General features: G+C 61.7%; 18 protein-coding genes. 11 read left to right on the top strand and 7 right to left on the bottom strand.

What is annotated here, in order from left to right; genetic code table 11:
• Positions 1 to 9: 9 nt before the first annotated feature.
• From CXQ93_RS06925 to CXQ93_RS06890, 8 genes are all read left to right on the top strand, one after another.
• Positions 10 to 10,428, top strand: coding sequence for a non-ribosomal peptide synthetase (locus CXQ93_RS06925; RefSeq protein ID WP_104109665.1), 10,419 nt, complete (start codon positions 10 to 12; stop codon positions 10,426 to 10,428).
• Positions 10,429 to 10,524: 96 nt separating this feature from the next.
• Positions 10,525 to 10,737 carry an MbtH family protein gene (locus CXQ93_RS06920; RefSeq protein ID WP_103465487.1) on the top strand — a complete coding sequence of 71 codons (213 nt, stop codon included), beginning with the start codon at positions 10,525 to 10,527 and terminating at the stop codon, positions 10,735 to 10,737.
• Positions 10,734 to 11,738: an ATP-binding cassette domain-containing protein gene (locus tag CXQ93_RS06915; protein WP_104109664.1), complete on the top strand. Its 1,005-nt coding sequence runs from the start codon at positions 10,734 to 10,736 to the stop codon at positions 11,736 to 11,738. Before CXQ93_RS06920 ends, CXQ93_RS06915 begins: the two co-directional genes overlap by 4 nt.
• The gene (locus CXQ93_RS06910) at positions 11,735 to 12,535 is read left to right on the top strand and encodes an ABC transporter permease (protein ID WP_104109663.1); all 801 of its coding nucleotides are present in this window, start codon (positions 11,735 to 11,737) and stop codon (positions 12,533 to 12,535) included. The genes CXQ93_RS06915 and CXQ93_RS06910 overlap by 4 nt, the downstream gene beginning before the upstream one ends.
• A gap of 281 nt (positions 12,536 to 12,816) precedes the next feature.
• On the top strand, positions 12,817 to 13,308 hold the full coding sequence (locus CXQ93_RS20610) for a 4'-phosphopantetheinyl transferase superfamily protein (protein WP_181036076.1): 492 nt from the start codon (positions 12,817 to 12,819) through the stop codon (positions 13,306 to 13,308).
• Between the two features lie 140 nt (positions 13,309 to 13,448).
• Complete coding sequence (locus tag CXQ93_RS06900; RefSeq protein WP_181036075.1) at positions 13,449 to 14,261, top strand: hypothetical protein; 813 nt, start codon at positions 13,449 to 13,451, stop codon at positions 14,259 to 14,261.
• A 49-nt stretch (positions 14,262 to 14,310) separates the two neighbouring features.
• Positions 14,311 to 15,018: a class F sortase gene (locus CXQ93_RS06895; protein WP_258068658.1), complete on the top strand. Its 708-nt coding sequence runs from the start codon at positions 14,311 to 14,313 to the stop codon at positions 15,016 to 15,018.
• A 49-nt stretch (positions 15,019 to 15,067) separates the two neighbouring features.
• The gene (locus tag CXQ93_RS06890) at positions 15,068 to 15,907 is read left to right on the top strand and encodes a hypothetical protein (RefSeq protein ID WP_146073177.1); all 840 of its coding nucleotides are present in this window, start codon (positions 15,068 to 15,070) and stop codon (positions 15,905 to 15,907) included.
• A 195-nt stretch (positions 15,908 to 16,102) separates the two neighbouring features.
• Here the strand turns inward: CXQ93_RS06890 and CXQ93_RS06885 are convergent, their stop codons facing one another.
• The 4 genes from CXQ93_RS06885 to CXQ93_RS06870 form a co-directional block, all read right to left on the bottom strand.
• Positions 16,103 to 16,795, bottom strand: coding sequence for a DUF998 domain-containing protein (locus tag CXQ93_RS06885; protein WP_181036074.1), 693 nt, complete (start codon positions 16,793 to 16,795; stop codon positions 16,103 to 16,105).
• Positions 16,792 to 17,310 carry a TetR/AcrR family transcriptional regulator gene (locus CXQ93_RS06880; protein WP_104109658.1) on the bottom strand — a complete coding sequence of 173 codons (519 nt, stop codon included), beginning with the start codon at positions 17,308 to 17,310 and terminating at the stop codon, positions 16,792 to 16,794. The genes CXQ93_RS06885 and CXQ93_RS06880 overlap by 4 nt, the downstream gene beginning before the upstream one ends.
• Before the next feature lie 257 nt (positions 17,311 to 17,567).
• Positions 17,568 to 18,476 (bottom strand): MSMEG_6728 family protein, encoded by a 909-nt coding sequence (locus CXQ93_RS06875; protein ID WP_104109657.1) that lies wholly within the window; start codon positions 18,474 to 18,476, stop codon positions 17,568 to 17,570.
• Between the two features lie 537 nt (positions 18,477 to 19,013).
• Positions 19,014 to 20,081: an LLM class flavin-dependent oxidoreductase gene (locus CXQ93_RS06870; protein WP_104109656.1), complete on the bottom strand. Its 1,068-nt coding sequence runs from the start codon at positions 20,079 to 20,081 to the stop codon at positions 19,014 to 19,016.
• Positions 20,082 to 20,176: 95 nt separating this feature from the next.
• Here CXQ93_RS06870 and CXQ93_RS06865 point away from each other — a divergent pair, with 95 nt between their 5' ends.
• Complete coding sequence (locus tag CXQ93_RS06865) at positions 20,177 to 20,767, top strand: ABATE domain-containing protein (RefSeq protein WP_104109655.1); 591 nt, start codon at positions 20,177 to 20,179, stop codon at positions 20,765 to 20,767.
• A gap of 54 nt (positions 20,768 to 20,821) precedes the next feature.
• Here the strand turns inward: CXQ93_RS06865 and CXQ93_RS06860 are convergent, their stop codons facing one another.
• Positions 20,822 to 21,769, bottom strand: a complete 948-nt coding sequence (locus CXQ93_RS06860) for a GlxA family transcriptional regulator (RefSeq protein ID WP_104109654.1) — start codon at positions 21,767 to 21,769, stop codon at positions 20,822 to 20,824.
• A 63-nt stretch (positions 21,770 to 21,832) separates the two neighbouring features.
• Between CXQ93_RS06860 and CXQ93_RS06855 the strand changes: the two genes are divergently transcribed.
• Positions 21,833 to 22,525, top strand: a complete 693-nt coding sequence (locus CXQ93_RS06855) for an isochorismatase family protein (protein WP_308470607.1) — start codon at positions 21,833 to 21,835, stop codon at positions 22,523 to 22,525.
• A gap of 87 nt (positions 22,526 to 22,612) precedes the next feature.
• The gene (locus CXQ93_RS06850; RefSeq protein ID WP_104109779.1) at positions 22,613 to 23,962 is read left to right on the top strand and encodes an FAD-dependent oxidoreductase; all 1,350 of its coding nucleotides are present in this window, start codon (positions 22,613 to 22,615) and stop codon (positions 23,960 to 23,962) included.
• Between the two features lie 127 nt (positions 23,963 to 24,089).
• Here the strand turns inward: CXQ93_RS06850 and CXQ93_RS06845 are convergent, their stop codons facing one another.
• Positions 24,090 to 24,950: an alpha/beta fold hydrolase gene (locus tag CXQ93_RS06845; protein WP_104109653.1), complete on the bottom strand. Its 861-nt coding sequence runs from the start codon at positions 24,948 to 24,950 to the stop codon at positions 24,090 to 24,092.
• Positions 24,951 to 24,992: 42 nt separating this feature from the next.
• Positions 24,993 to 25,988, bottom strand: a complete 996-nt coding sequence (locus CXQ93_RS06840; protein WP_104109652.1) for an NADP-dependent oxidoreductase — start codon at positions 25,986 to 25,988, stop codon at positions 24,993 to 24,995.
• Positions 25,989 to 26,205 lie beyond the last annotated feature (217 nt).

Raw genomic sequence — 26,205 nt, 5'->3', positions numbered from 1 at the left:
AGAAGGACTATGCCCCAGTACTCGAATTCCCAGTCTTCGTCCGCCACCGGCACCCGCCGTGAACTCACCACGGCTCAGAGGGGGATTTGGTACGCCCAAAACCTCGACCCGGAAAACTCGATGTACCAGATTGCGCAGTTTGTAGACATCTGCGGTGACGTTGACGCCCGCCTGCTGGGTCAAGCTGTCCAGAAGGCCATTGCTGAAACGGATGCCTTGAATGTGCTGTTTGCCGAGGACGACGGCGGTCCCTATCAGGTGACCTCCCCGTCGCCGGTGCAGCTGGTTGTGACTGATTTGCGCGTGGAGGGTGATGCGGGAACCGCTGAGGCACATGCCAGGGGCGTAATGGACAATGATCTCGCCACTGCGCGTGATGTGGCCGCAGACCCACTACTCCGGGTGGAATTGTTCCGACTCACGGATGACAGGTATTTCTTCTACCAGCGCGTCCATCACCTGATGCTGGACGGATACTCTGCTGTCCTGGTGCTTAAACGCGTTGCTCTGATCTACAACGAAATGCTGGTGCACTCTTCCGGCCCGGACGTTTCAACCCCCTTCCCGCCACTGGATGCGCTCTTGGCGGAAGAGTCGGGCTATCCGGGTTCTCGTCAAGCCGTGGCCGACCAAGATTTTTGGGAACGGTCCGTGACGGAACCTCCGACCGGTCTGCATGGACGGCCCAACCGAAATGCCTCAGCACTCCTCCGGCTTACTGGCGAACTCCCACAGCGGGTTGTCAGTGGACTGGCCGATGGCGCCGCCAGCGCCCCGGCCGTCATCCTTGCCGCTGTAGCCCTCTACCTACACAAGATGACAGCCGAACGGCACATCACTCTAGCTCTCCCCGTCACAGCCCGGCGCGGCGCCCTAGCGAAGTCAGTACCATCGATGCTCTCAAACATCGTCCCAGTCCGCATTCACCTCAAGCCCCATGACACCATCGAAGGCACCGTCATGAAAGCCGGCGGGGCACTACGCAACGCGCTGATCCACCAGCGCTTCCGCCAGGAAGACTTATCCGGACGCCCCAGCTACATTGGACCGTCGGTAAATATCCTGCCCATCATTGATGACATCAACTTCGGCGCCTCGGCCGGGACCATGAACGTGCTTTCTACCGGACCCATCGACGATTTGTCGATCATCATCCATGGTCTTCAGCACGGTGATAATGCTGGAGCCGAAAACCACGTAACCATCCAGTTCGAGGCCAATGCCGCCCTCTACACGCCTGAGACCCTCCGAGATCACCTGCAGCGGTTCATGCGATTGCTCGAACGCATAACCAGCGGCGAGGATTCCACGGTCGCGGCCCTCACCGTCACCACGCTCGAGGAAGAGCAAGAGCTGTTGGCCATGGGCGGGTCCGAATCCCGAAGCCTGCCATCGCACACAATCGTCGAGGAATTCCAGGTCCATGCGGCCGCAAGACCCCATGCTCAAGCACTTGTGGCCCCCGACGGCCATCTCAGCTTCCTTGAACTTGATCAGCAGTCCAACCAATTGGCCCATTATCTGCGCGGCAGTGGTGCCGGACCCGGCACCGCTGTGGCAGTTCGACTTGAGCGCAGCAAGCAGCTGGGCGTAGCCATCCTGGGCATCCTGAAGTCGGGTGCCACTTATGTCCCGATCGATCCGGACTATCCCGCGGGACGTGTGAACGGGATGCTCGAAGACGCCGAGCCTCTTCTACTGCTGACCGCCGTCGAGCTTTCCGGATCTCAGTCACCTAGAAACATTGAGAGCCCCTGCCCAGAGGTGGCTCTTGATGGAGAAGTCATGTCTGAAGTGCTCGCCGGGCTCCCCCATCACCCTCTGAGGAACACTGCTGCGGGCCAGCATGACCTCGCCTATGTCATCTTCACATCGGGCTCAACCGGGCGCCCCAAGGCCGTCGGCGTGGAACACCGCGCCCTGTTAAACTTGTTCACCTCTCACAATGAGGACATCTTTCGCCCGGCAGAGGCGAGGCTAGGGCGCACTCTGCGCGTGGCACACACCGCCGGGCTTTCCTTCGATGCCTCATGGGACCCAATCTTGTGGCTCATGGCCGGGCACGAACTTCATCTGGTCGACGACCTCACGCGCAGAGACCCGCAAGCACTGGCACGTTATCTGACCGAGCACCGGATCGACAGCATTGAGACCACACCATCCTTCGCCAAGGTGCTCCTAGCCGAAGGGCTGTTCGACGCTGAGTTCCACCCTTCCGTGGTGGCATTGGGCGGCGAAGCGGTGGACCCGACGTTGTGGGGGCTGCTGGCACAAGCCAAGGGTGTCACCGCCTACAATTTCTACGGCCCAACCGAGACCACCGTGGACAGCATGACGGCCATCATGGAACCCGGATCCACCCCACATTTGGGTTCATCTGTGGCCAACAGCCGTCACTACATCCTGGATTCTGGGCTGAACCCTGTGCCGAACAATGCCATTGGCGAGCTGTACGTGGCCGGGCACAACGTGGCGCGGGGCTATCTTGACCAACCCCAGCTCAGCTCCGAACGGTTCATCGCCGATCCTTTTGCCGCGGACGGTTCCCGAATGTACCGCACCGGCGATGTTGTCCGGCGTCTGCCCACCACCGGCGTTGAATTCCTCGGCCGGATCGATCAGCAAGTCAAGATCAGGGGATTCCGGATCGAACCGGCGGAAATCGAAGCGGTCCTGCGTGCCGCCGACGGTGTGAACCATGCCGCCGTCGTCGTGGCCAAGAACCGTGCCGGCTACGATCAGCTGCTGGCCTACATCACCGGCAGGGACGGGCTGGACACGGCTGCCATCCGCGCTGACTTGCGCCACAACCTACCGGACTACATGGTCCCCTCGGCAATCGTTCAGATCCCCCAGATCCCGCTGACCACCAACGGCAAGCTGGATACCAAGGCACTGCCGGAACCGGAAACGGCCGGCATGACTGAGGCCCCACGCAACCACGCGGAGCGGATCGTGGCCGCCGCCTTCTCGGAAGTACTGGGACTTGACGGGGTTGGCCGCGACGACGACTTCTTCGAACTTGGCGGCCATTCCCTCCTGGCAACCCGTCTGGTGGCCGTGCTCCGGTCAAGCAACGGATCCGCCCCAGCTCTGCGCACCGTCTTTGAATCACCGACTGTGGCCGGAATCGCCCAGACTCTGGACTCACCCGCCCCGGAACGGCATCCACTGGCCCGCCAGGACCGGCCCAACCCGCTGCCGCTCTCCTTCGCCCAGCGCCGCCTCTGGTTCCTGAACCGCTTCGATCCGTCGTCCGGCGCCTATAACATTCCTATTGCACTGAACTTGTCCGGTTCGTTGGACGTAGCTGCCCTCGAAAACGCCATCAACGACGTCGTGGCCCGCCACGAAAGCCTGCGCACCATTTTCGCCTTCACCGACGGTGAACCGGAACAGCGCATTCTGGCTGCGGACGACGCCGTTGTACCTCTCGCCGCAGTCCAGACCACCCGCGAGCACCTTGACCATGCGGTGCGTGCTGCATCGGCACGTGGTTTTGAGCTCACCACCGAGCTACCCCTGCGTGCCGCGCTGTTTCAGCTCGGCGCCAAGGAACACGTGCTGTTGCTGACCCTGCATCACATCGCGGCCGACGGCTGGTCGCTTGCCCCGTTGGCGCGCGACCTGTCCACGGCATACTCCGCCCGCGCCAGCAACGCGCTGCCGGTTTTCACCGCACTGCCGGTGCAATATGCCGACTACGCCCTCTGGCAGCGAGATGAACTTGGCAGTGAGGACGAACCACAAAGCCCGCTCGCCCGTCAGCTTGCGTTCTGGAAGGCTGAGCTGGACGGATCTCCCGAGGAACTGTCCCTTCCCTTCGACCACGTCCGTGGTACCCGCACAGGCCAATGGGCCGCAGACGCCATCCCCTTGGAGATCGACGGAGCCACCCACGCGCGGCTGTCCGCCCTAGCCCGGGATCACAACGCCAGCCTCTTCATGGTGCTGCAGGCCGCCTTCGCGGCGCTGCTCACCAAGCTCGGAGCGGGGACCGACATTCCTCTTGGCACCCCGGTAGCCGGCCGACCGGATACTGCACTGGACGAGCTCGTTGGATTCTTCGTCAACACCCTGGTACTTCGAACCAACACCGCAAACAACCCCACACTCGGGGAACTCATCGACACGGTCAGGTTCACTAACCTACGCGCCTACGCTAATCAGGACGCCCCGTTTGAGCGGGTTGTGGAGGAACTCAACCCCTCCCGCTCTCAGCAGCGCCACCCACTTTTTCAGGTCATGCTGACGCTCGCCTCCGCCGCCCCGGAACAGCTCTCCATGGCAGGTCTGGACGCCGTCGCGGACAGGACAACCGAGCCTGGCGGTGCCAAGTTTGATTTGCTTCTGGACTTGGCGGAAAGTGGTCCCGGCTTGGGGATGACCGGCTCTCTGGGCTTTGACCCTGCCCTCTTTGAACCCGCGACGGCGGCCCTGATCGCCGCCAGGTTTAAGTACGTGGTGGAACAATTTGCTGCCAACCCGCACACTCCCCTCTCCCGCCTGCACGTGTCCACACCTCTTGAGGCGGCACAGACTCGCGAGCTGGGCAGCGGGCCCGTTATCGACAACGGGGCAGTCACCGTGCCCGCCGAATTCGTTGCCACCGCGGCTCGCCACCCCGGTCGAACAGCGCTCAGCGACGGACACTCCACCTTGAGCTTTGCCGAACTGTCCGCCGCTGTGGAAATGCTGGCAGCGGGCCTGGCCGCCTCCGGGGTGGCCCCCGGCGACCGCGTAGCCGTAGCACTCCCCCGCGGCAACGACGTCGTGTGCGCAGCCCTTGCCGTGCTCCGCGCCGGGGCCGTCTATGTACCCGTGGACCTGAGCTACCCGTCCGAGAGGATCGGCCTGATCCTGGACGACAGCGCGCCACAGCTGACCATTGCCTCCGGAAACTTGGCTGAGTTGCGGGCCGCCGGGGTGGGGGGAAACCCTCCGGTGCCCCTGACCGAAATAACCCCTGCCGACCCGGCCTACGTTATCTACACCTCTGGCTCCACCGGCACTCCCAAGGGTGTAGAGGTCACGCACGGCGCACTGGCTAACCTGTTCCTGCATCACAGGCACACGATCATCGCCGAGACATTTGGAGAAGGAGATGGCGAGGGAACGGCCGTCGCCCACATCTCCGGCCTCGGATTCGACGCCGCCTGGGACCCGATGCTGTGGCTTGTCGCAGGTGCCACCTTGCACATGGTGGCCGATACCATTCGCACCGACGCCCAGGCACTCGTGGCCTTCTGCGCCACCAAGGGCATCACCGTGCTGGAAAGCACCCCGTCCTATATCAGCGCCCTGCTGCAAACCGGCCTTCTGGATACCCCACGGAGCGCACCGCTGGTGCTGGTTCTGGGAGGTGAAGGTGTCCCTGCCGGGCTGTGGCAGGAACTCTGCGGCAACGACCAAGTCGCCGCCTACAATTTCTACGGTCCCACCGAGTTCACGGTTGATTCGGTCCTCACCCGCATCCGTGGCACCGTTGCCCACATTGGTCGGGCCGTGCGCAACGTAGAAAGCTACGTCCTAGATGACTTTCTGACACCTGTACCCCACGGTGTTACCGGGGAGCTCTATCTGGCCGGGGCGGGCATGGCCACCGGCTATGTCAACCGACCTGCCGAGACTGCCAACCGATTCATCGCCAATCCATACAGCGACGGCGCAAGGATGTACCGCACCGGCGATCTGGTCCGTCGTCTGCCGGGTGGAGAGCTGCAATTTGTGGCCCGAGCTGATGACCAGCTCAAGATCCGCGGTTTCAGAGTGGAACCTGGCGAGGTTGAGGGCGTGCTGGCCCGTCACGACCACGTAGAGCGTGCCGCGGTTGTGGTCGAGTCCGGCGCCACCGGGCGCATCATCGGCTACTACGTCGGCATCGCGGACCCCGCAGAACTGCGAGAGTTTGCTGCCGCGCGCCTCCCCGACTACATGATGCCCAAGGCCTTTGTCCCCTTGGCGGAGATCCCACTGACCCCGCACGGAAAGTTGGACAAACGCGCACTGCCGGCCCCGGCCACCACCAGCACCGACTCCAGAGTCCCCACCACAGCCCTGGAGGAAAAGATGTGCGCCATCTTCGGGACGGTGCTGGGCGTCAACGATGTGGGGATGGACGACGACTTCTTTAGCTTGGGCGGCCATTCCTTGTTGGCCGTCGCGTTGGTTGCGGCCCTCCGCGAGGGATTCGGCGTCGAGCTACCGCTGCGTGCCGTCTTCGAGTCCGCTACCCCCGCAGCTCTGCTGGGGATTCTGGGCTCCATCCCCGACGGCGACTCGGACCGCACAGGCCAGGTGCCCAGCCAAACTCTCGATGCCTGGGCCCGAGCAGCCAAGGCCCACCGCCCAAACCGACTTCCCCTCTCCTATGCCCAATCCCGGCTGTGGTTCCTCAACCAGCTGGACCCGGGCGCAGCCGACTACAACATCGTCCTAGCAGTCCGACTGACCGGGGACCTGAACGAGGAAGCACTTGCCCTAGCCCTCGATGATCTGGTGGCACGCCATGAAGTCCTGCGTACCAGCTACCCCGCGACCGATGGCAGCCCCGAACAGTTGATTCATCCCGCAGCTACGGTGCCAAAGCTGCTTAAGGTCGAGGAGGCCGGCGCCCTTGGCGACTTGCCGCGCCTGCTCACCGACGGGGCATCTCGTGGCTTTGATCTGTTGCGTGAGCTGCCCCTGCGTGCCACGCTGATTCGTCTCGACGACGACGAATGGGTGCTCCAGCTAGTGATCCACCACATTGCCAGCGACGGAGCATCCTTGGCACCCCTGGCCCGAGACATCTCCACCGCCTATACGGCGCGCTGCTGCGGGGCCAGCCCCCTGCAGCGCCCCTTGGGGCTGCAGTATGCAGACTTCGCCCTCTGGCAGCGGCATGTGCTGGAAGGCACTCCGGCCACCAAGATGGCTGGGCCCGATGATGTTGTTACTGGACTACAGGCAGATGCGCCAACACCTGCGCTGGAGGCAAAATTGCATGCCTGGCAGGACGCCCTGGCCGGGGCGCCCTCCGAGCTGATGCTCCCTGGTGCAGGCTCACGCGCACCCGGTGCCCGCCAGCCCGGCGGACAACAATCCTTCACCCTTGGCAGCGAAACGACGGCGGCACTGGCCGGTTTGGCAGGGGGACAGAACGCCAGCCTGTTCATGGCTCTGCACGCCATGCTGGGTGGATTCCTCGCACGACTGGGGGCAGGAGAGGACTTGGTGATCGGTTCGCCGACGGCGGGACGCACGGATCCCGCCCTCACCGAATTGATTGGCTTTTTCGTCAATACCGTACCGATCCGCCTTGACGTCTCTGGTACCCCCACCTTCCGCGAACTGCTCGCCACGGCTCGGCGCAGTGTCTTAGACTCCTTTGACAAGGACGATGTGCCGTTTGAGCGGCTCGTCGAGGCTCTTAATCCGCCGCGCGAACTGGGCCGGCACCCGCTCTTCCAAACCATGCTTGCTGTGGAGACAATGGATCGTGCCGCCGTCGAACTTCCCGGCGTCCAGGTCTTGCCCGAACCCGAGACAGCCACCGGAGAAGCAAAGTTTGATTTGTCCTTCACCTTCCGCGAATTGGGCCCCGAGCAACGCTTGGCCGGCACGTTGGCCTATAACGCGGCCATGTTCAACTCTGAAGCGATATCCACCCTGATCGCGCAGTTGGAGACCTTTGTTCGGCTGGCCGTGCAGTCCCCCGACCTCCCCCTGTCCCGGCTGGACATCCAGTCATCGAAGGAAACCACCGCCTTGGTCGCCACAACGGCCGGTGCCCTCACGCACCCGGCCCCGAGCGTACTGGAGGTCTTTGCCAAGACTGTTGCCAGGACACCGGAGGTAACTGCCGTAACCTGCGGTACACACTCGATGTCCTTTGCCGCTCTCGACACCGCTAGCGGCATGCTGGCTAGCGTCCTCCGTGACCAAGGCGTCACGGCCGGAGACCTTGTCTCGGTGTACCTGCCCCGCTCGCTGGACACCGTGGTGGCAACTCTCGGAGTGCTGCGAGCCGGTGCGGTCTACAACCCCATCGACGCCGATTACCCGGCCGAGCGGGTGGTGGCCATCCTAGAAGACGCTGGCCCGGGCGCCATTGTCACGACGAATTCCTTGGAAACGTCCCTTCGTTCAAGCCTGGCGGCGGCCGGACTGACCGATACCGCCATCCTTCGGATGGACTCGCTCCCGGCCAGCGTCCCTGCGGATTTGCCGGATCCGACAGCGTCGGAACTTGCCTACGTCATGTTCACCTCCGGCTCCACGGGCCGGCCCAAGGGCGTGGAAATCAGCCACGGCGCCTTGGCCAATTTGCTGGCCTCGCATCAGGAGACCCTGTTTCCCGACGCCGCTGAGCGGGCTGCCCGGGGACAGGTGCGGGTGGCTCATACGACGGGCGTCGGCTTTGATGCCTCCTGGGACCCGATGCTGTGGATGGTGGACGGCCATGAACTGCACCTCATCACCGATGAGGTGCGCCTTGATCCCCAGCGGCTCGCCGGGTACTTCGCCGACCATGGCATCGGCGCTTGGGAGACCACCCCCGGCTATGTGCGCCAGCTGCTGGCCGAACCGGCCTTTTCCACGATGCTCCGGGACAGGGAAGGTTCCGGCGGCCCGACCCTGACGCTTGCTCTGGGCGGCGAGGCTTTTGACTCCGCCCTCTGGGAGGAGCTGTCCTTGCTCACAACGGTTCATGCCTGGAACTTGTACGGTCCCACCGAGGCGACCGTCGATTCGTTGGTGGCCCCTGTGGCCGGCACGGGGCACCCGGTTCTTGGCTCCCCCACCCGCAATTCACGTGCCTATGTCTTGGACAATTCCTTGCAGCACGTGCCTGCCGGGGTCCGCGGCGAAATGTACTTGGCCGGCGTCCAGCTGGCCCGCGGTTACCGGGGCCGGACCGACCTGACGAGCGAACGATTTGTTGCCGACCCGTTCGCGGCACCGGGCGAGCGGATGTACCGCACCGGTGACTTGGTCACGAGAAGTGCCGCCGGTGAAATTCTGTTCCAGGGCCGCAATGACCAGCAAGTGAAGATCCGTGGCTTCCGGGTGGAGCTCGGCGAAGTTGAACGCGCCCTGCGAGATGTGCCCGGCGTGGTCGCCGCCGTGGCCATAGTCCACAACACAGCGGTAGATCCGGCTCTTCCCGGCTCCCACCGGCTTGCCGCTTATGTGGTGGCCACGACGGATACCGGCAAGAAGTCAGTCAACGCAGCGCAGCTATCGGAGCGCGCCCGCTCCCAACTGCAGCAGGTGCTGCCTGGTTACATGGTTCCGGCCGCCGTCATCGTTGTGGATAGTATCCCGCTAACCACCAACGGGAAGGTCGACTTTGCGGCGCTGCCGGATCCGGCGGGGCAGGAGCGCAATGCTGGCCGGGCGCCTCGTACTCCCCGGGAGGCCACTGTTGCAGCGATCTTTGCGGAAGTGCTTGATCTCCCACAGGTCGGCGTCGACGAGTCGTTCTTTGAACTGGGCGGGCATTCCTTCCTTGCGCAACCACTGATAAGCCAAATCAACGACGCATTGGGTACCGAGCTGCCCGTCCAGGCGCTGTTCCGCTCCCCGAGCGTGGAACAGTTGTTAGCCGAGACTTCCAAGGGCACCACGGAGAATGTGGCCGACAGCCTACGACGACTACTGCCGCTAAGGAGCACAGGGAGTAAGGCGCCACTCTTTGCAGTACACCCGGCCACCGGGGTGAGTTGGGGCTTCGCTGCCATGCTGCGACACCTAGACAAGGAAAGGCCTCTGTACGGACTGCAGATGCCGGGCATGCTCCCTGGTGGAGACGAGCAGTTACGGGCCACGACGCTCACGGAGCTTGCTGATGACTACATCGCCCAGATCCGCAATGTACAGCCAGAAGGTCCCTACCACCTGATCGGCTGGTCGTTTGGTGGCAACCTAGTGCACCGCCTTGCCACGAGGCTCCAAGAATTGGGCCACGAGGTGGCGTTCCTGGCCATCCTAGATGCCTTCCCGACACGGCAACAAAACAATGCCGAGGTTGGCACGGGCCCGGAGCTGTGGCAAAACTACTTGCACGCTGCCGGATTCCCAGTGCAGGAGGATGAGGCTGCGAGTTTGGATGGCGCCCGTGTCCTGGAGGTGCTGCGAGAGAATCACAACGCACTAGGCAGCATTCCACTGGCGTCTCTCAATGCCATGATGGAAAACTTCTCCGTCCTGGCGCGCATGATTCGCGAAGCTCAGGTGCAACGATTCGACGGGGATTTACACATCTTCCGGGCTACAGAGGACGTCCCGGTAGGATCACCGAGCTCAGCGTCTTGGACGCCGTTCGTCAGCGGCCAGATTCACGACACACCAGTGGCTGCTCGTCACTCGGCGATGCTCAGCGAGGGTGCGCTGGCTCACATCTTGCCTGTTCTGGCAATCCGGTTGGGTGAGGGCACCGAATAGCTATTAGTGGTTGGGGGCACGGCAAGGTTGTTTCGGCAATCTACCGTGCCCCTTTCCTGTCAGTCGACATTTAGCAAGGAATCTGAGGGAATTTACGTGACGAACCCATTTGATGACACGAACGCAACCTTCCGTATTTTGGTCAATGACTTACAGCAGCACTCTCTGTGGCCCTCTTTCGCCGATGTTCCCAAGGGCTGGATGGTCATGTTCGGCCCAGATGGCAGGCAAGAATGTCTTGATTTCGTCTCCCGGAGCTGGACAGACATGACACCGCGCACGGTTGCCGAACTTGCGGCTTCTCAGTGATCCGCGTCCGCGGACTGTGCAAGAATTTTGGTGCATTCCGGGCTCTTGATGAGCTGAACCTAGATGTTCTCCCAGGGCAGGTGCTCGGACTCTTAGGACCCAATGGGGCCGGAAAAACCACCACCGTTAAAGTTCTGACCACCCTATTGGCCCCGGACGCCGGCGAGGTGACCGTCGCCGGCCACAGTGTCATCTCAGACCCGGACAGCGTTAGACGCTCCATAGGCTTGTCTGGGCAATACGCGGCCGTGGATGAAAAGTTAACCGGCTACGAAAACCTGGTCATGGTGGGCCGGCTTTACGGCATGAACCGCAAAACCTCGGCTGCCCGGGCCACGGAGTTGCTGGATGAATTCCGCCTATCAGATGTTGCCGGTAAACGGTCCGGTGCATATTCAGGCGGTATGCGACGCCGCTTGGACCTAGCAGGCGCCATGGTGGCACGGCCGCCAGTTGTGGTGCTCGATGAGCCCACCACCGGGCTTGATCCCCGAGGGCGGCTGGACACGTGGGCCGTGATCTCCTCGCTGGTCGGTAACGGAACCACCGTCTTGCTGACCACCCAGTATTTGGAGGAGGCTGATCAACTGGCCGACAACATTGCTGTCATTGACGCCGGGCGCGTCATCGCTGAGGGAACCGCCAGTGAACTGAAGTCCCGAGTCGGTTCGGAACGGATAGACGTTGTGCTGGCGCAACAAGACAGCGTTGACAGTGCCGCGGCAATTCTCTACAGAATCGCCGGGGCTGCACCGGAAATTGACCGACAGACCAGCAAGGTCAGCGTTGCCGCCCCTGACGGCCACCACATGCTGGTTCGCGCCCTGGGAGAACTTGAAATGGCCCAGCTGCAGGTGGTCGAGGCGGCCCTGCGCCGACCAACACTGGATGACGTCTTCCTCCAGTTGACCGGTCAGCGACCCAAAGCTGCGCCAGCCTCAAACACCACCGACGTTACATCAACCGGCCTAGGCCAGGACCAAGAGGTACTACTGTCATGAGCAGCCTTAGCGCAGCCCTGCGCGACAGTTCGGTCATCGCCGGGCGCAACCTACGAAACGTCATCCGCACCCCTGGTGCCATGGTGACCAGCGTGGCACAACCCATTATGTTTGTCCTCTTACTGGCGTTTGTCTTTGGAGGCACGCTGGGAGGGGCCGAGTACCGCACCTTCCTGATCGGCGGCATCCTGGCCCAAACCCTGACATTCAACGCCTCATTTACAGCCGTCTACCTCGCCAAAGACCTGCAACTGGGACTGATTGACAGGTTCCGCTCGCTACCCATGTCACGGGGCGCCGTCATTCTGGGCCGTTCCTCGGCGGACCTGGTGACTAGTCTGCTTTCCATTGCCGTGACGCTTTTGTGTGGCTTGGCTATTGGCTGGCGCATGACGAACGGCCTCGGTCCTGCTTTGATAGCCATGGGACTGCTTCTACTGTTCACTTTCGCTGTGTCGTGGGTGGGTGCCGTGATCGCTCTGACAGCACGAAGTGTGGAGGTGGCACAAAGCCTTGGCCTGATCTGGCTGTTTCCCGTGACCTTCATCTCCGGGGCATTCGTCTCGGTCCAGTCCATGCCGGGCCCGTTGCGGACCTTCGCGGAGTGGAACCCGGTAACGGCCGTTGCTACATCCGTGCGCGAGTTGTTCGGCAACGCCGAACCGCAGGGGTTCGCACCTCCCAGCGGTTGGCCAGCAGACAACGCTTTGCTCTACGCAGTGCTTTGCTGTGTGTCCATCATCGCCATCTTCGCCCCCTTGGCCATCTCCCAATATGTACGGATCAGCAAGCGGTGACCGCGGGCGGCAGCCCCTCCGGCATTGACTTTGTGATCGCCAGCGCAAACCACGTCCTCGACCATGCTGGGCGCTGGGGCGGTGCCACCGCCCTGCTGCCTCGCGCCGAGCTTGACACTGCGGATAGGTTTAGAAAGCCAGCCGATGGCCGAGCATACATCGGAGCCCATATCCTGTTTCGCTCCATGGCCGTACGTGTACTTGGCATCCCCATGGAGAAATCATCCGGGTTAGCTGTCCGCAGGAAGTGTCACAGCTGTGGCGGACCGCACGGCAAACCAATGATTGAGGGAACCAGCCTGAGCCTCTCGCGTTCCGGGGAGACGGTCTTGGTTGCATCCGGCCCGCAGGGCTTATCTCTTGGTGCCGATCTGGAATCAGTACCAGCGCGCCTGCATGCGGGATTCGACGACTTCTCGCTATCCGCCACGGAGCAGGCGGGATTGGCTTGTTCCGACGTCGAATCTCGCATCCGTCTCTGGGTGGCCAAGGAAGCTGCTCTGAAAGTCCACGGACACGGCCTGGCCGTGGAGCCCCGACGGCTCCATCTGCGTCCAGCAAAGCATGGCCCTTCGACGCCGGATGGGTGGTCCAGCGACGTCGAGGCGCCCTTGCACCACGATCTGGACGGGTTGCATATCGCTTGGCTACGGGCACCCGCCGGACTCACTGCTGCCGTAGCATCGACGCTCAGAGCCAGCATCCGTGAGCTTGACTTAGCACAATCACTGTTTGCCCCTAGGCTGCCCTACTCGAGCCCGAGGACCAGCTAGCGTCCTGCGGGAGTCGTCACCCCATGAGAGCCTACTCAGCAGCAATTTGAAGTAATTCCAATCCAGAACCCTTTGTGCTCCGAATCACACTGTGGACGTGCCCAACGATGGACCGCCCACCCTGTATCAGGAGGATTCTCATGTCTAAGAAATCTGCATTACTGATCGCGCCGGTGCTCGCACTGGCAGCTTTGTCCATGTCCGCCGGAACCGCACTGGCCCACGAAGGCGACACTTCCACCTATGAAGCCAACTTGGGGGCCATCAACGGCAGCAATGCCACAGGCTCAGTCTGGATCTCCCTCCATGGTGACCAGGCAACAGTGACCGAGAACGTCAGCGGCCTCGCCGCCACCTTCGACGGTGCACCCTACCCCCACGTCCAACACATCCACATCGATGGTGCAGGCGTTTGCCCCGACCCCTCAGCCGATACCAATGGTGACGGGGTCATCAGCACTACGGAGGGCGGGCCGTCATACGGAATGATCGGCACCACCCTTTCCACCAGCGGTGACACCAGTGACAAGGCCGGGCTGGATCTGGCCGTTGGTGGCATGGGGGCCAGCTACAAGTACGAGCGGACCTTCACCATGAACGCCGCGACCATCGCTTCGCTGAAGGCTGGCAAGAGTGTTGTTGTTGTTCATGGTTTGGATCCGGCCACGTTGTCGGCAGCAGGCCAGGCCGCAAAGAGTGATTTGGTGCCGACCTTGCCTTTGGCAGCCACGTCGCCGGCTTTGTGTGGGACGTTGGCCGTATCTCAGATGGCAGCCATGCCTGGTGGCGCACCGGACACCGGTGTGACAACTCAGGTGGCCTCAGCCAACGCCTCAACGTCTCCTGACGTTGCCTGGTTTGCTGGCGGCGGCGCTCTGGTGCTGGCAGCCGGTGCAGTCCTGGCCATGAATCGCAAAAAGTCACTCGCCGTCAAGACAGCCGCTGTAAAGTAGCGGCGGCCGATTTCCGATGGTCATCACCAGCAGTCGTCGCGGGCGCCTCATGGCGTCCGCGACGGCGGCGGTGCTCCTGACATCCCTCACCTTTGGTGTTGCCGGATGCGGGTCGGCAACCGCCCCTAATTCCGCAGGCACGACGCCGGCAGCCCAGTCCGCGGGCAGCTCACCAGTTGCGCCTCCCGCAGCAACGACTGCGCCGACGCCGTCGTCGTCCAGTTCCACAACCCCAGCACCAGCACCAGAGCCCACTCAGGCACCCCCGCCGAAGATCCAGGGCGAGATTCTGCAAGCGTCCGCACCCGTGACACTGTCCATCCCGGACATCGCTGTCACGACAAACTTGATGTCCTTGGGTCGAGATGCAAAAGGCGAGGCCGAGGTTCCGCCCGGACCGGCCGGCTCCCCCGCCGGCTGGTACAAGTACTCCCCCACTCCCGGCGAGCTGGGACCCTCAGTCATTTTGGGGCACGTGAACACCACCACTATTGCCGAAGGGGTTTTTTACCGGCTCCATGAACTCACCCAGGGGCAAACGTTTTCTGTGACCCGGGCCGATGGGAGCGTCGCCGTCTTCGCGGTAGACAGAAGCGAAGTGTTCAAAAAGGACGCCTTCCCCACACTGGCGGTCTACGGCAATACTCAACGAGCCGAAATTCGGCTCATCACCTGCGGCGGCTACGAGCCCAGCACAGGCGAATTCACCGAAAACACCGTGGTCTACGGGCACCTTGTGTCCAGCCACGTCGGTTAGCCGCCAGGCGACGCCGCAACGGAGGTTTAGAGCACGGGATTGGATCATCATGAACAAGAAAGTCAGCCTGGCCGGCGCCCTGGCCGTGGCCGCCATACTCGCCTTGTCGGCGTGCGGCGAAGGGACCATGGCGGGCTCTCCCTCACCCGGTGGTATGGAACCTTCTGCGACGTCGTCGGGGTTGGCGACGCCCGGGTCCGGATCTATGGAGTCTATGATCCACATTCAAGACGGAAAATTCATGAATCCCAAGCCCTTGGCCGCAGGCTCCATGGTAACTGTCATGAACATGGATGCCACCGCCCAAACGGTCATATCGGATGACTCCACCAGCTTCAATGTCAGCGTCCCCGCCGGGGGCACGGCAAGCTTTGCGGCCCCCACGAAACCTGGAAGCTACCCGTACCATGGCGGCGCCGGTGACATGCAGGGGGTATTGACTGTGACGGCAAGTGGGCCGTCCGCGGCAGCCACCATGGTGTGCGCCGAGGAAGCCAAACAAACCGTCACGGAGATCCTGGCGCTGGCGGCAACGCCCAAGACAACGCACGATTGGGACGGCACCACATATTCCTGCACCTACCCGCTGGATGTTGGTGATTTTGTCATGACAGTGACGGAATCCGACAACGACGCCGACGCTGCGGCAATGGCCGAGCGGCTCGCCACATCCCTGCAGGCAGCTCCCATTGAGGGCCTGGCCAACCTGGGCCTGCCCGGGTACCAGTCCAAAGACGGAAACGTCATTTTTGCCAAGGACAATATGACGCTGCAAGTTAATGCCACGGCTTTCCCGGCAACGGTGGGACCGCACAAGGTCACAGCGAGCAAGTTCGCCTACGAAATGGCGACGACAATTCTAGGTTGCTGGACGGAGCATCACAGCTGATTGCTCGGAAATACGTGTCTAGCAGCATCGTTCAAATCGGCCTTGACGTCGACACTCACCTCAGAACCGGTCACCGCTACGGAGTCACCCGTCACCTTCGGAAAAAGACGTAGACGAGAAGCCGGTTGTCTTGAATCCAGCTTTCGACCGGACCGCCACGCCAGGTTCTGCCGGCTCCTCCGTCATAAGCCGCTGTCATCTGCCCATCGGCAGGGAGCTGGCGGGTGAGGTATCAAGAGCCGTGCCGGCGCGGTGGGCTCCTCGAACGAGCACGGTGATTCCGACGACGACTTGGCCCGCGATCAGGCTGAAAGCGGCAATGCGTTCAGCGAGGCCACCAACCTCGTACCGCATCGGGGAGCCTGTCACGAGCAGCACGATGAGCCACGTCACGCCACCGAGACCGACAATCGCGAACGTCGAAGCGGCACTCCCGAGAACCACGCGGCTGGGCCGGAGCGCGTACCCAAAGAGCGCCAATCCGATGTTCCCCACAACCATCGCCGCAATCGCGGCAATTGTGTGCGGGCCAAGTGCGACATCCTCTGGTGCGAGTCCAACACCCGCACAGCCAAGTCCGCCGATGACAAGCAGTAGCCTGCTTAGGCGATCGACACGTGGCCGCTGCGCCGACAACGGGAACACCAAGGCACCGGCCGCCATCAAGAGTCCGGCGACAATCAGCCCGACATTCATTACGACATGTGCCGGTGAACAGATCTCGCGCCCGGCGCTGGGTTCAATGAAGCAGGTGACGGCGCCCAGGTCGCTGATTGCATAGCCCATCGGGTCAAATGGCACGGTCCACGCTGCCTGGGCAATGGCATGCGCAACAAAGAAGAGGATCTCGAGCGCCCACAGCGCCCCGGCGAGTCGTACGCGAGTCATTTCGCGACATCCTGGTTGTCGGCGCCGAGCAGGCGGAGAATAGTGCGACGCACTCCAAGGAGCTGGGAAGGAGTCTGCGTCCATGCCCCGGCCGTTGCCGCAAGGTAACCGGTGAGAACATCGTTGCGATTTACTCCGGTTGCAACGACTTCATCGGTCCATACCTCCAGCTTTTCGCGCCATCCACGGGCAAGCTCCTCGTCGGCAGCGATCGCCCCAGCAAGCGCAGGACTCTCAGGCGGCAGCACCCCGTCGAGTAGCATCGTGACGTACGAGACCATGCGCGGCTCACCCGTCTCGTGGTGGCGCTGCTCGACAATGAGCGCAACATCGGAGGTCGTCCGCTCGACCATCGCTCGCAGTACATCGCGCCGTTGCGGGAAGTGGTAGACGACTCCCGCCTTCGAGATGCTCAGGCTCCGGGCGATGGCCTCGTAGGTGACGGCGTCGAGCCCTTCGGCTCTAGCCAGCGTTACGGCGCTGGCGACTATTTCAGTTCGGCGATTTTCTCTCATGAATCAAACAATACTATACGTAGAGTATAGTTTCAATCCTTCGTCAATACCTCCGCAGTCAAATTGCCTGTTTCCATCAGAGATGCCGACGCCACTGGCCGACGACGGGTTGCTCTATTGCGTCTGTTTCGTGGGCGCCGAAGACCGACATGAACCGCTCACCCTCAGGAATTAATCCAGGACGACGGCGGACGCCCTCACCAACGTTGTGGTGAGGGCGTCCGGGCGGGAGTATCAGCAACCAACAAGCCTGGCCGTTACTGGCCGGGGATCGGGAAGAAGACCCTCGGATCCTGCAGGAGCGCAGGGTAGTCGAAGTCCGCGCGGTCAATGATCTCCTGGATTTCAAAGGTGCGCCCAAAACGGCCGTCATCGAGCGTGATCGGGCGGCCTTGAAGCTTACCCAAGGCAAACCTGGCACCGTCTTCCAAGGGAATCAGCACCGTAGTATTGCCGGGCACGGTCCTAAAAGCCTCGTCCTGTCGCTTGCGGTTGCGAGTGGGCTTCTTCGTCAGTTGCTTGGGCGCCTTGCGTGCAGCCTTGGCAGCAGGCCTGCGCGAGTTTTCGTCGGCTTGGGTGCCGTCGTCGCCGTCGTTCTTGTCATCCTCAGGCTTGGACTTGCCCCATGCCGGCATTCCGACCTTGTCGATCTTTTCCGGATCAACGCCACCTAGCGGCGCTCGCAGAACCCACACGAAGTCCTCATAAGGGTCCTCGGGAACAATCTCCCGGCGTGGCTCGGGCCAGAGCAATTCCAAATCAGTGGGGGTGTCCGCAAAAACCGCGTCATAGAAGCGCGAGTCCTTCTGAATCAGCCTGGAACGCTGGCTTGCGTGAAAATCAGCATCGCCCAGCCACGGCGGCATGGGGATCTTGTCCGCATAGTCGGGGTGGGCGGCCTGCGGGGCGAACTCCTTGATGCTCTCCCGGGTGTTGTCCGGGTGGCCGCGGGCGATCCATTCATCCGCCATGGCCAGCGCGTACATGGTGAGAGCCGGAACATGTCCCATCCACATGCGAACGGCGGGGTGTTCCTGCCGGCCGTACCCCGGAATCACCAGCGCACGGAGAATTTGCAACGCTTCAACACGCTGTTTGCCAAGCCTTGTGGTGTCCAGAGCGGCGGCACTCTGCTGAAAATCGGGGTAAGGGAGGTAAGTCTGCATGCATTCAGTCTGACTGCCCGGGCGCCGTCTGCCAATTGCAATGCCCTTTCAGCCGCGGAGACTTCCCCCACAGTCATGGTTGGTGTTGTGGTGAAGTGGCGGTCGCGGTAGAGCCCGGCAAGCGCATCCTGCTCACGAACTGCGGACCGAAACGGGACGTGATGCCTTCGAACTGCTCGAACTGGAGTTGTTCGAACGGGATCCCCTTCTCATCCATGTTGGCCATTGAAGACATGAGCTACAGGCTTTCCGCTACCACACTGTGGAGCAGGCCGTCCGTGCCGTAGCAAGCGCAGATTCGGTGGCCGTCACCCTAGTACCCGGATCAACGTCAACCTTGACAGTCCGCGGCCCAGCAACCCCAGAAATAACACGGGCTGCCGTCGCCTCTGCAGGCTACATGGTCCTCTGATGCAGTTGACCCTGTTGACGCGCACGGGACGGCTGTGTGCCCGTACCTATTGAGAGCAACAACGACGTTCGATGACGCCTAAGCGTTGCCAAAGAGGAACGCTTGGGCATTGTTCAGGCGCTCCATCAGTTGATGGGCATGCCGTAATGGTCAGCGATCAGCTCCACGGTGCGCGCTTGGGCCCGCCGTGAATGCCCAATAACAACCAGCATCACCTCGTCCACACCTGTTTGCGCATGCAGCGCCTCCAAACCCGCCGCCACCTCAGCGGCGGTTCCGTGGATGCTCCGATCCGTGTATTCCTCAATCACCGCTCGTTCCTGCAAGGTGGCTTGATAAGCCTCTACTTCCTCCGGAGGGAGCAGGGAGTAGGGCTTGCCTTGGAACATTCTCAGCATGGCCATGGCCCCGGACGCCGACTGCCGCCGAGCCTCAACCCGGTCTTCGTCAGCGACGACCCCTACGCTTACGAGGCTGTACGGTTCCGCCAAGAAGCTCGAGGGTCGGAAGTTTTCACGGTAGATCCTCAAGGCGGTCAGGATGTCGGCGCTGCCAAACTGCAGCGCGAAGGCGTATGGCCTACCAAGCCGGGCGGCCAGTTGCGCGGAGTATGACGATGACCCCAAAATCCAGATATCAGCATTGGCCTCCGGTTGTGGCACCCGGTTTTGCTCGGTCTGCCAGGGACCCGGGACGGCGGGCACCTCTTTGTAAGGGTGACCTTGCGGGAAGTCGTGTCCCAGGAACCCCAGAAGTTCTGCAACTTGCTCGGGAAAGTCCTCGTTCGATGCGTGGTGGCGGCGCAGAGCCGCAGCAGTTGCCCCATCGGTTCCCGGCGCCCGCCCCAGCCCGAGATCGATTCTTCCTGGGGCCAGCGCCTCAAGCATGCCGATTTGCTCCGCGATCACCAAGGGCACGTGGTTGGGCAGCATGATTCCGCCCGCTCCGAGCCTGATGCGTTCAGTTTCACCGGTGAGCCTGGCCATCATGAGTTGCGGCGATGAGATTGATGCGCCGGGCATGGCGTGGTGCTCGGACATCCAGAACCGCTGGAAGCCGCGACGGTCGGCTAGGCGCGCTAACTCAATGACTTCTTCATAGGACTCTTGGGCCGAAACGCCGACCCCAGTGAGCGCATTATCGAGTATTGACAGAACGAAGGGCGCGGTGCCGGAAAGACTTGGCTTGCTCATGAACTACCTCACTTATCACGGCATAAAGTTTGTTTTGACGTGATAATCCACTGTAGAGGCTTATCACGTCAAAGAGCAACTGATACCGTGAGTGCATGATGAAGATCCCACTGCCACCGGCCCCCGGCACTGCCGAGCATCCGTGCTTGGCTTTGGCCAATAGCATCGTTACGCTGCCTGGCGGGCAACGGGTCGATGAGCTCAACAGCCCCGAAAACGCCACCGCGTGGCTCGTGAAGCACAACCTCGCACCCATTGGCACAGGATTGCTGCGCTACTGCCAGCTTCAGCTCACGGATCTGAGGGAGCACCTTCGGAATGTTCTGTCGGCACAGGCCGAGGGTCATGCACCGAGCTCCGGGTCAATGGACGGAATTAATCAGGCGTTAACTGCCGTGGCCAGCGCCGCCCTGCTGCACTACGACTCCAACGATGGACTAATACGGACCCCGAGCCACCCAGTGTCCCAGCTCGTCGCTCACGCCATGGCGCACATCGCTGAAGACGCCGCTGCGCTGGTGACCGGCCCGGAAGCGGACCGTATCGCGCGCTGCGCGTCCGCGCCGTGTGACCGATTTATGGTTCGTACGCATGCAAGGCGGCAGTGGTGCTCCGAACGGTGCGGTGCCAGACAGCGGGCCAATCGTGCCTATGCCCGCAAGCAGGACACGGCCGCCGCAGGGTAGGGGGCGATTCTAGGTCAGCACTTGGACGCGACTTTCAGCCGAAGAGCCAAGCACCTAACCGTTAGTAAACCGGCTCCGGTACGAGGTCGGGGTCGTGGAGTAGGCGGCAATAAAATTCTGGCGGAACGTCACTGCACTGCCAAAGCCGCAGGACTCCGCAATCCGGGCAATACTCCACTTAGTGGTTTCCAGGAGCTGGCGGGCATCATCAAGCCGTCGGCCAAGCACCCAACGCGCCGGAGAGAGTCCGGTAATCTCCTTGAACCTGCGTGTGAAGTTCCGTTTGCTCATGGTGGCATGGGCAGCCATCGCCTCCACCTCAAGGTCTTGATCTAGGTTTGCCAGCGCCCACTGAATTGTTCTACCTAGGGGCCCGTCCATGTCCGGATCTTGAACAGGCCGGGCAATGTACTGCGCTTGATCTCCTTCACGATGGGGGGCGATGACAATATGTCGCGCCACCGCGGCCGCGGCTGCCGATCCCAGCCGTGTTCGCACAATATGCAGGCAAGCATCCAATGCCGAAGCGGTGCCGGCCGAGGTGAGCACATCGCCGTGGTCAATATAGAGTGCTGAGTCGTCGAACGCCACGGTATGCGCTTTGACCGCCACAGCCGGGGCTGCATTCCAGTGCGTCACAGCTGTGCGGCCATCGAGGATGCCGCTGCGCGCTACCGGATATGCCCCTAGGCACAGGCCGGCAATCGTGGCTCCGCGCTTATGTGACTGCTGAACGAGACGAATCAGGCCCTCGGATGGATCCGGCAACTCTGACAGCCACGATGGGAACACCACGAGGTCGGCGTCATTGGCAAGCTCCGGTCCGAACACCTCACTAATCACGTACCCCTCAGCACTGCGCACCGGCAGTCCGGCCTCGGTAAAGACCTTCGCCTCCCAGTCGGGAGCCAGATCCAGCCTGGCCACTTCACCAAAAACAAGCAGCGGGGTCGCCAGGTGGAACATAGTCATTCCATCAAAGGCGTGGATGGCAATTCTCATCTTGGCCCGTTTTCATCGAAGATGTGCATATACGCCACTCACGATACACTCCCGGACACTGTCATGCTGGGAGCGACAAGCAAAACAACCACTGACTTGGAGACCACCATGGCCGGATTGCGCCGCGCACTCGTCATCATTGACGTACAGAATGACTACTTTGCCGAAGGAGGCCCCTTGGCGATCCAGTACCCCGACCGCAATGAGTCTCTGGCGAACATCACCCGGGCCATCGACGTCGCTGAAGCGCAGGACATGCCTGTTGCCGTGGTCCAGCACCAGTACCCAGCCGGAGCTCCCGTTTTCGCTGAGGGATCTGAAGGATGGAAGCTTCACCCGGAGATTGCTTCCCGACACAAGGATTCTTGGAAGCACCTCGTCAAGGGCTACGCCAGTGTTTTCGCCGGCACCGACTTCGAAGCGTGGCTGCGGGAGAACGATATCGAGGCCATCACCTTGGTCGGTTACATGAGCAACAACTGCGACCTGGCCACCGCGGCAGCTGCCGAACCACTGGGATTCGCAGTTGAGGTGCTCTCCGATGCCAGTGGCGCGGTCCACCTGGCGAACGAGGCAGGTCAAGTCGGCGCGCAGCAGCTGCACGAGACGCTGATGGTGCTGCTGAACTCCAACTTTGCCGCCGTTGCCAGCACGGATGACTGGGTACACGCCGTCAAGTCCGGAACTGCTCTGCCCAAGGGCGACTTGGGAACCTCGGCCGTGCAGGGTCATGCCGCGTTCGCGGCAGTAGCTTGATCGAACCCGATAACTATTACAACGGAGCGGCCAACCGTGCCCTCATCCTTGGTTAGATGAATAGATTTGCACTTGGAGGATCTTGGCATGTTTGACGTGGACGTAGTTGTCGTGGGCGCGGGTTTAGCCGGCCTGAGTGCCGCACGCAAGTTGGTAGCCGAAGGTAAGACCGCCGTCGTGCTTGAAGCTCGTGACCGGGTGGCAGGCCGGAACATGGGTGGCTTTCTCAGTAACGGAGTTCCCGTGGAGCTGGGCGGCCAATGGGTCGGCCCTACCCAGGATGCCGTGCTTGGGCTCATCGAGGAACTGGGACTCGAGACATTCCACAGCTTCGATCAGGGCGACGCGCTGACAATGGTCGACGGGAACACTGTCCGCTACTCCGACAGGACGTTTGGGCTTCCTGCTGAATCGGCTGCGGAAGTTGGCCGGCTCTGGGACCAGCTGGAAGCTCTGGCTTCAACAGTGGCCATTGGCGAGCCGTGGGAAACCGAAGAGGCCCAGGACTTGGACCGCCAAACCCTTGACTCCTGGCTCGTCTCCCACACCGAAGACAGCCTCGCCAGACGGTTCTTCCGCATCCTCGTTCCGGCGCTTTTCTCGGCTGAGGCTCCCGAACTTTCCCTCCTGCATTTCCTTTTCTACGTCAAATCCGGGACCAGCCTGGACTCGCTGATGAGCACCACAGGAGGTGCTCAAGAGAGGCGGGTGGTCGGTGGCACTCATCTCATCTCTGAGAGGATGGCCGCCGCACTGGGCGATGCGGTACGGCTCAATAGCGTGGTCCGAACCATCCACCAGGACGGGTCCGGCGTCGTCGTCGAGCATGAAGGCGGTAGCGTCACGGCACAGCACGTCATCGTGGCGATACCGCAAACGTTGGCCGGGAGGATACGTTACTCCCCTGCCCTGCCCGCGCTACGTGATGGACTCACCCAGCAGATGCCGGCCGGGGCCGTCATCAAGTTCCACATCGGCTACGACACCCCGTTCTGGCGCGAGGACGGACTCAACGGCAGTGTGTGGAGTTTCGACGACGCTTTCAATGTCGTCTTGGACAACAGTCCACGTGACGGATCTTGCGGGGTTTTGGTCGGCTTCCTTGAGGGCGCACACGCCCGCTCGGCCAGTTTGATGAGCGCCGATCGACGCCGCGGACTCGTCATCGATTCCCTGGTGAAGTACTTCGGGCCGAAGGCAGCCAAGCCGTTCGACGTCGTTGAGCAGGACTGGACGGCTGAGGAATTCACCCGCGGCTGCTATGGCGGACGGCTCGGCGCCGGTGCCTGGACGCAGTACGGCAAGGCCCTCGCTGCTCCCGTGGACCGTATCCACTGGGCTGGCGCGGAGACCTCTGCAATCTGGAATGGCTACATGGACGGTGCAATTCGCTCCGGCCGCCGGGCAGCCGAGGAAATCCTCCACGGCATCTTGTAATCGATGCAGCGGCCATGCTTTTCACCTCCACTCATCGATCCGGCTGACGCTGCCCTCTCAAGTGGTGATAGTTGCGCCCCGTTGTCGACTTGCTTGCGGTTACCTTCAACGAACGGGTAGCTCCGTGCTAATCGGTGAGGAACTTCACTGCGATCGGTGCAAACTGTTCGTGGAACTGGAAAATACCGCCGTGACCCGAGTTTGGGTAGATGACGAGGTCCGATCCCGTGATCCTGTGCTGCAGATCCTTGGAGAGGATCGAAGGAACCATGCGATCGTTGTCTCCGTTGGCGATGAGAGTCGGCGCCGCGACTACCGATAGCTCGGACGGAGCCGATCGGCCGAAGCGTTGGATCGCTTTGAGTTGGGTCCGGAATGCTTTCGTGCCGATCGGCTTGTCACGGTCTTTCGTTCGCTCGGCAAGACGGCTAACGAACGCTTTGCCTGCACGTTTCCCTTCAGCATCCCGGTTGAAGAAGAGGAACTCCTTCGGGTCAGATCGTGTCAGCGTGGCCCGCAGGATGTCCCAGTAGGTGGTCCTGACGACTTTGTCCATGTCTTTCCCCCATCGAGGGCCGGTTCCGGTGAGGATCAGCCTACGCACGAGGTTCGGGTGCTTGATGACGAGGTCCTGTGCGATCATGCCTCCCATGGAAAAAGAGAACACATCGATCGTGTCGTAACCGAGTGCGGTGATGAAATCGTAGGCGTCATCGGCCGCAGCCTCGATGGTATCCGGCACTGTTCCAGTGGAGGCGCCAACGCCTTGTTGATCGAAGGTGATGACGTGGCGGTGCTGCGCGATGGGGTCCACGATGCGAGGATCCCAATTGTCCAGAGTTGCGGCGAGGTGGACGAAAAACACGACGGGAATGCCTCCCGTCGGTCCAAGTTCACGATATGCGTAGGTGATGCCCTTGGCGGTAATGGTTTTGGCCGGCGCCAGAGCATAAGAGGTGACGATGGGTTCCTGAGAACTGTTGACCATGATGGCCCTTTCTATAATCGGATGCGGTTATGGAACTGGTGGTCAGGGGTTGCTAATGACAGCTTTGCCACGGTTGCCACCTGTCGCCAAGGACTCGAGACCCTGGACGGTGTCATCGAACGGGAACACGCGTCCGACGATAGGGCGAATGGCACCACTGTCGATGAGCGCCGTGATGTCCCGGAGCTGGTCACCGCTGGCGCGCATGAAGAGGAATTGGTAGTTGACGCCGATCCGTTTGGCCTGCTTCCGGATCTTGCTGCTGATCACGGTGACTGCAAGACGAAGCACAGGGTTCAGCCCTGCGCGTCGTGCGAATTCTGGGGTGGGCGGTCCGGAGATACCGACGGCGGTCCCACCGCGCTTCAGGATGCGCAGCGACTTCTGCAGATGCTCACCGCCGAGGCTGTCGAGGACAAAGTCAAAATCGCTGAGCCGCTGCTCGAAGTCCTCCGAACGGTAGTCGATCACGTGATCGGCGCCAAGGCTGCGCACGAAGTTGGCATTGGCTGCACTTGCTGTGGTGGCTACTTCCGCTCCGAGGTGTTTGGCGAGTTGGATGGCGATCGATCCGACACCACCTGCTCCGGCATGAATGAGAACCTTCTGACCAGGCTGCACGTGGCCGATTTCGACCAGCGCCTGCCAAGCGGTCAGGGCGACCAGAGGTAATGACCCGGCTTCGTCCATGGTGATCGAGGCAGGCTTGAGGGCAAGGTCCTGCTCCGGGACGGCGATCCGTTCGGCGAAGGTGCCGATGTGATCGGTTCCTGGGCGACCGTAGACTTCATCGCCCGGCTTGAAGTTGCGGACCTTCGCGCCGATGCGAATGACGGTACCGGCGAGGTCGTGGCCGAGGATGATCGGCAACTTGTAAGGCAGGATTTGCTTGAACTCACCGACCCGAATCTTCTCGTCTAGTTGGTTCAGGCCCGCGGCCAGGACCCGGACAAGAACGTCATGGTCACCAACCACAGGTTCTGGCATATCAGCTTCATGGAGGGCGGTTTTGTACTTGGAGAGAATGAACGCTCTCATTGGTGATGCTCCTATTGGTGGGCAGAAATGGAATGGGTTGGAACTAAAAGGCAGTGCTCAGATTGGCCTGTCAGCGGCGGAGAAACTCTCGTGCGCTTGCAGTGAATTCCTCGTGGCATTGAAAAACGGCTCCGTAACCAACCTGGCAATACACTGTGAGCGACGCCGCTGGAAATGCTTGAGTAAGTGCGGTCGCGTTCGCGACGGGAACCATCCG

The sequence above is a fragment of the Arthrobacter sp. N199823 genome (assembly GCF_002929705.1).
GTDB lineage: Bacteria > Actinomycetota > Actinomycetes > Actinomycetales > Micrococcaceae > Specibacter.
The sequence above is the reverse complement of the archived record's forward strand: the minus strand, read 5'-3'. Positions and strand labels throughout refer to the sequence as shown.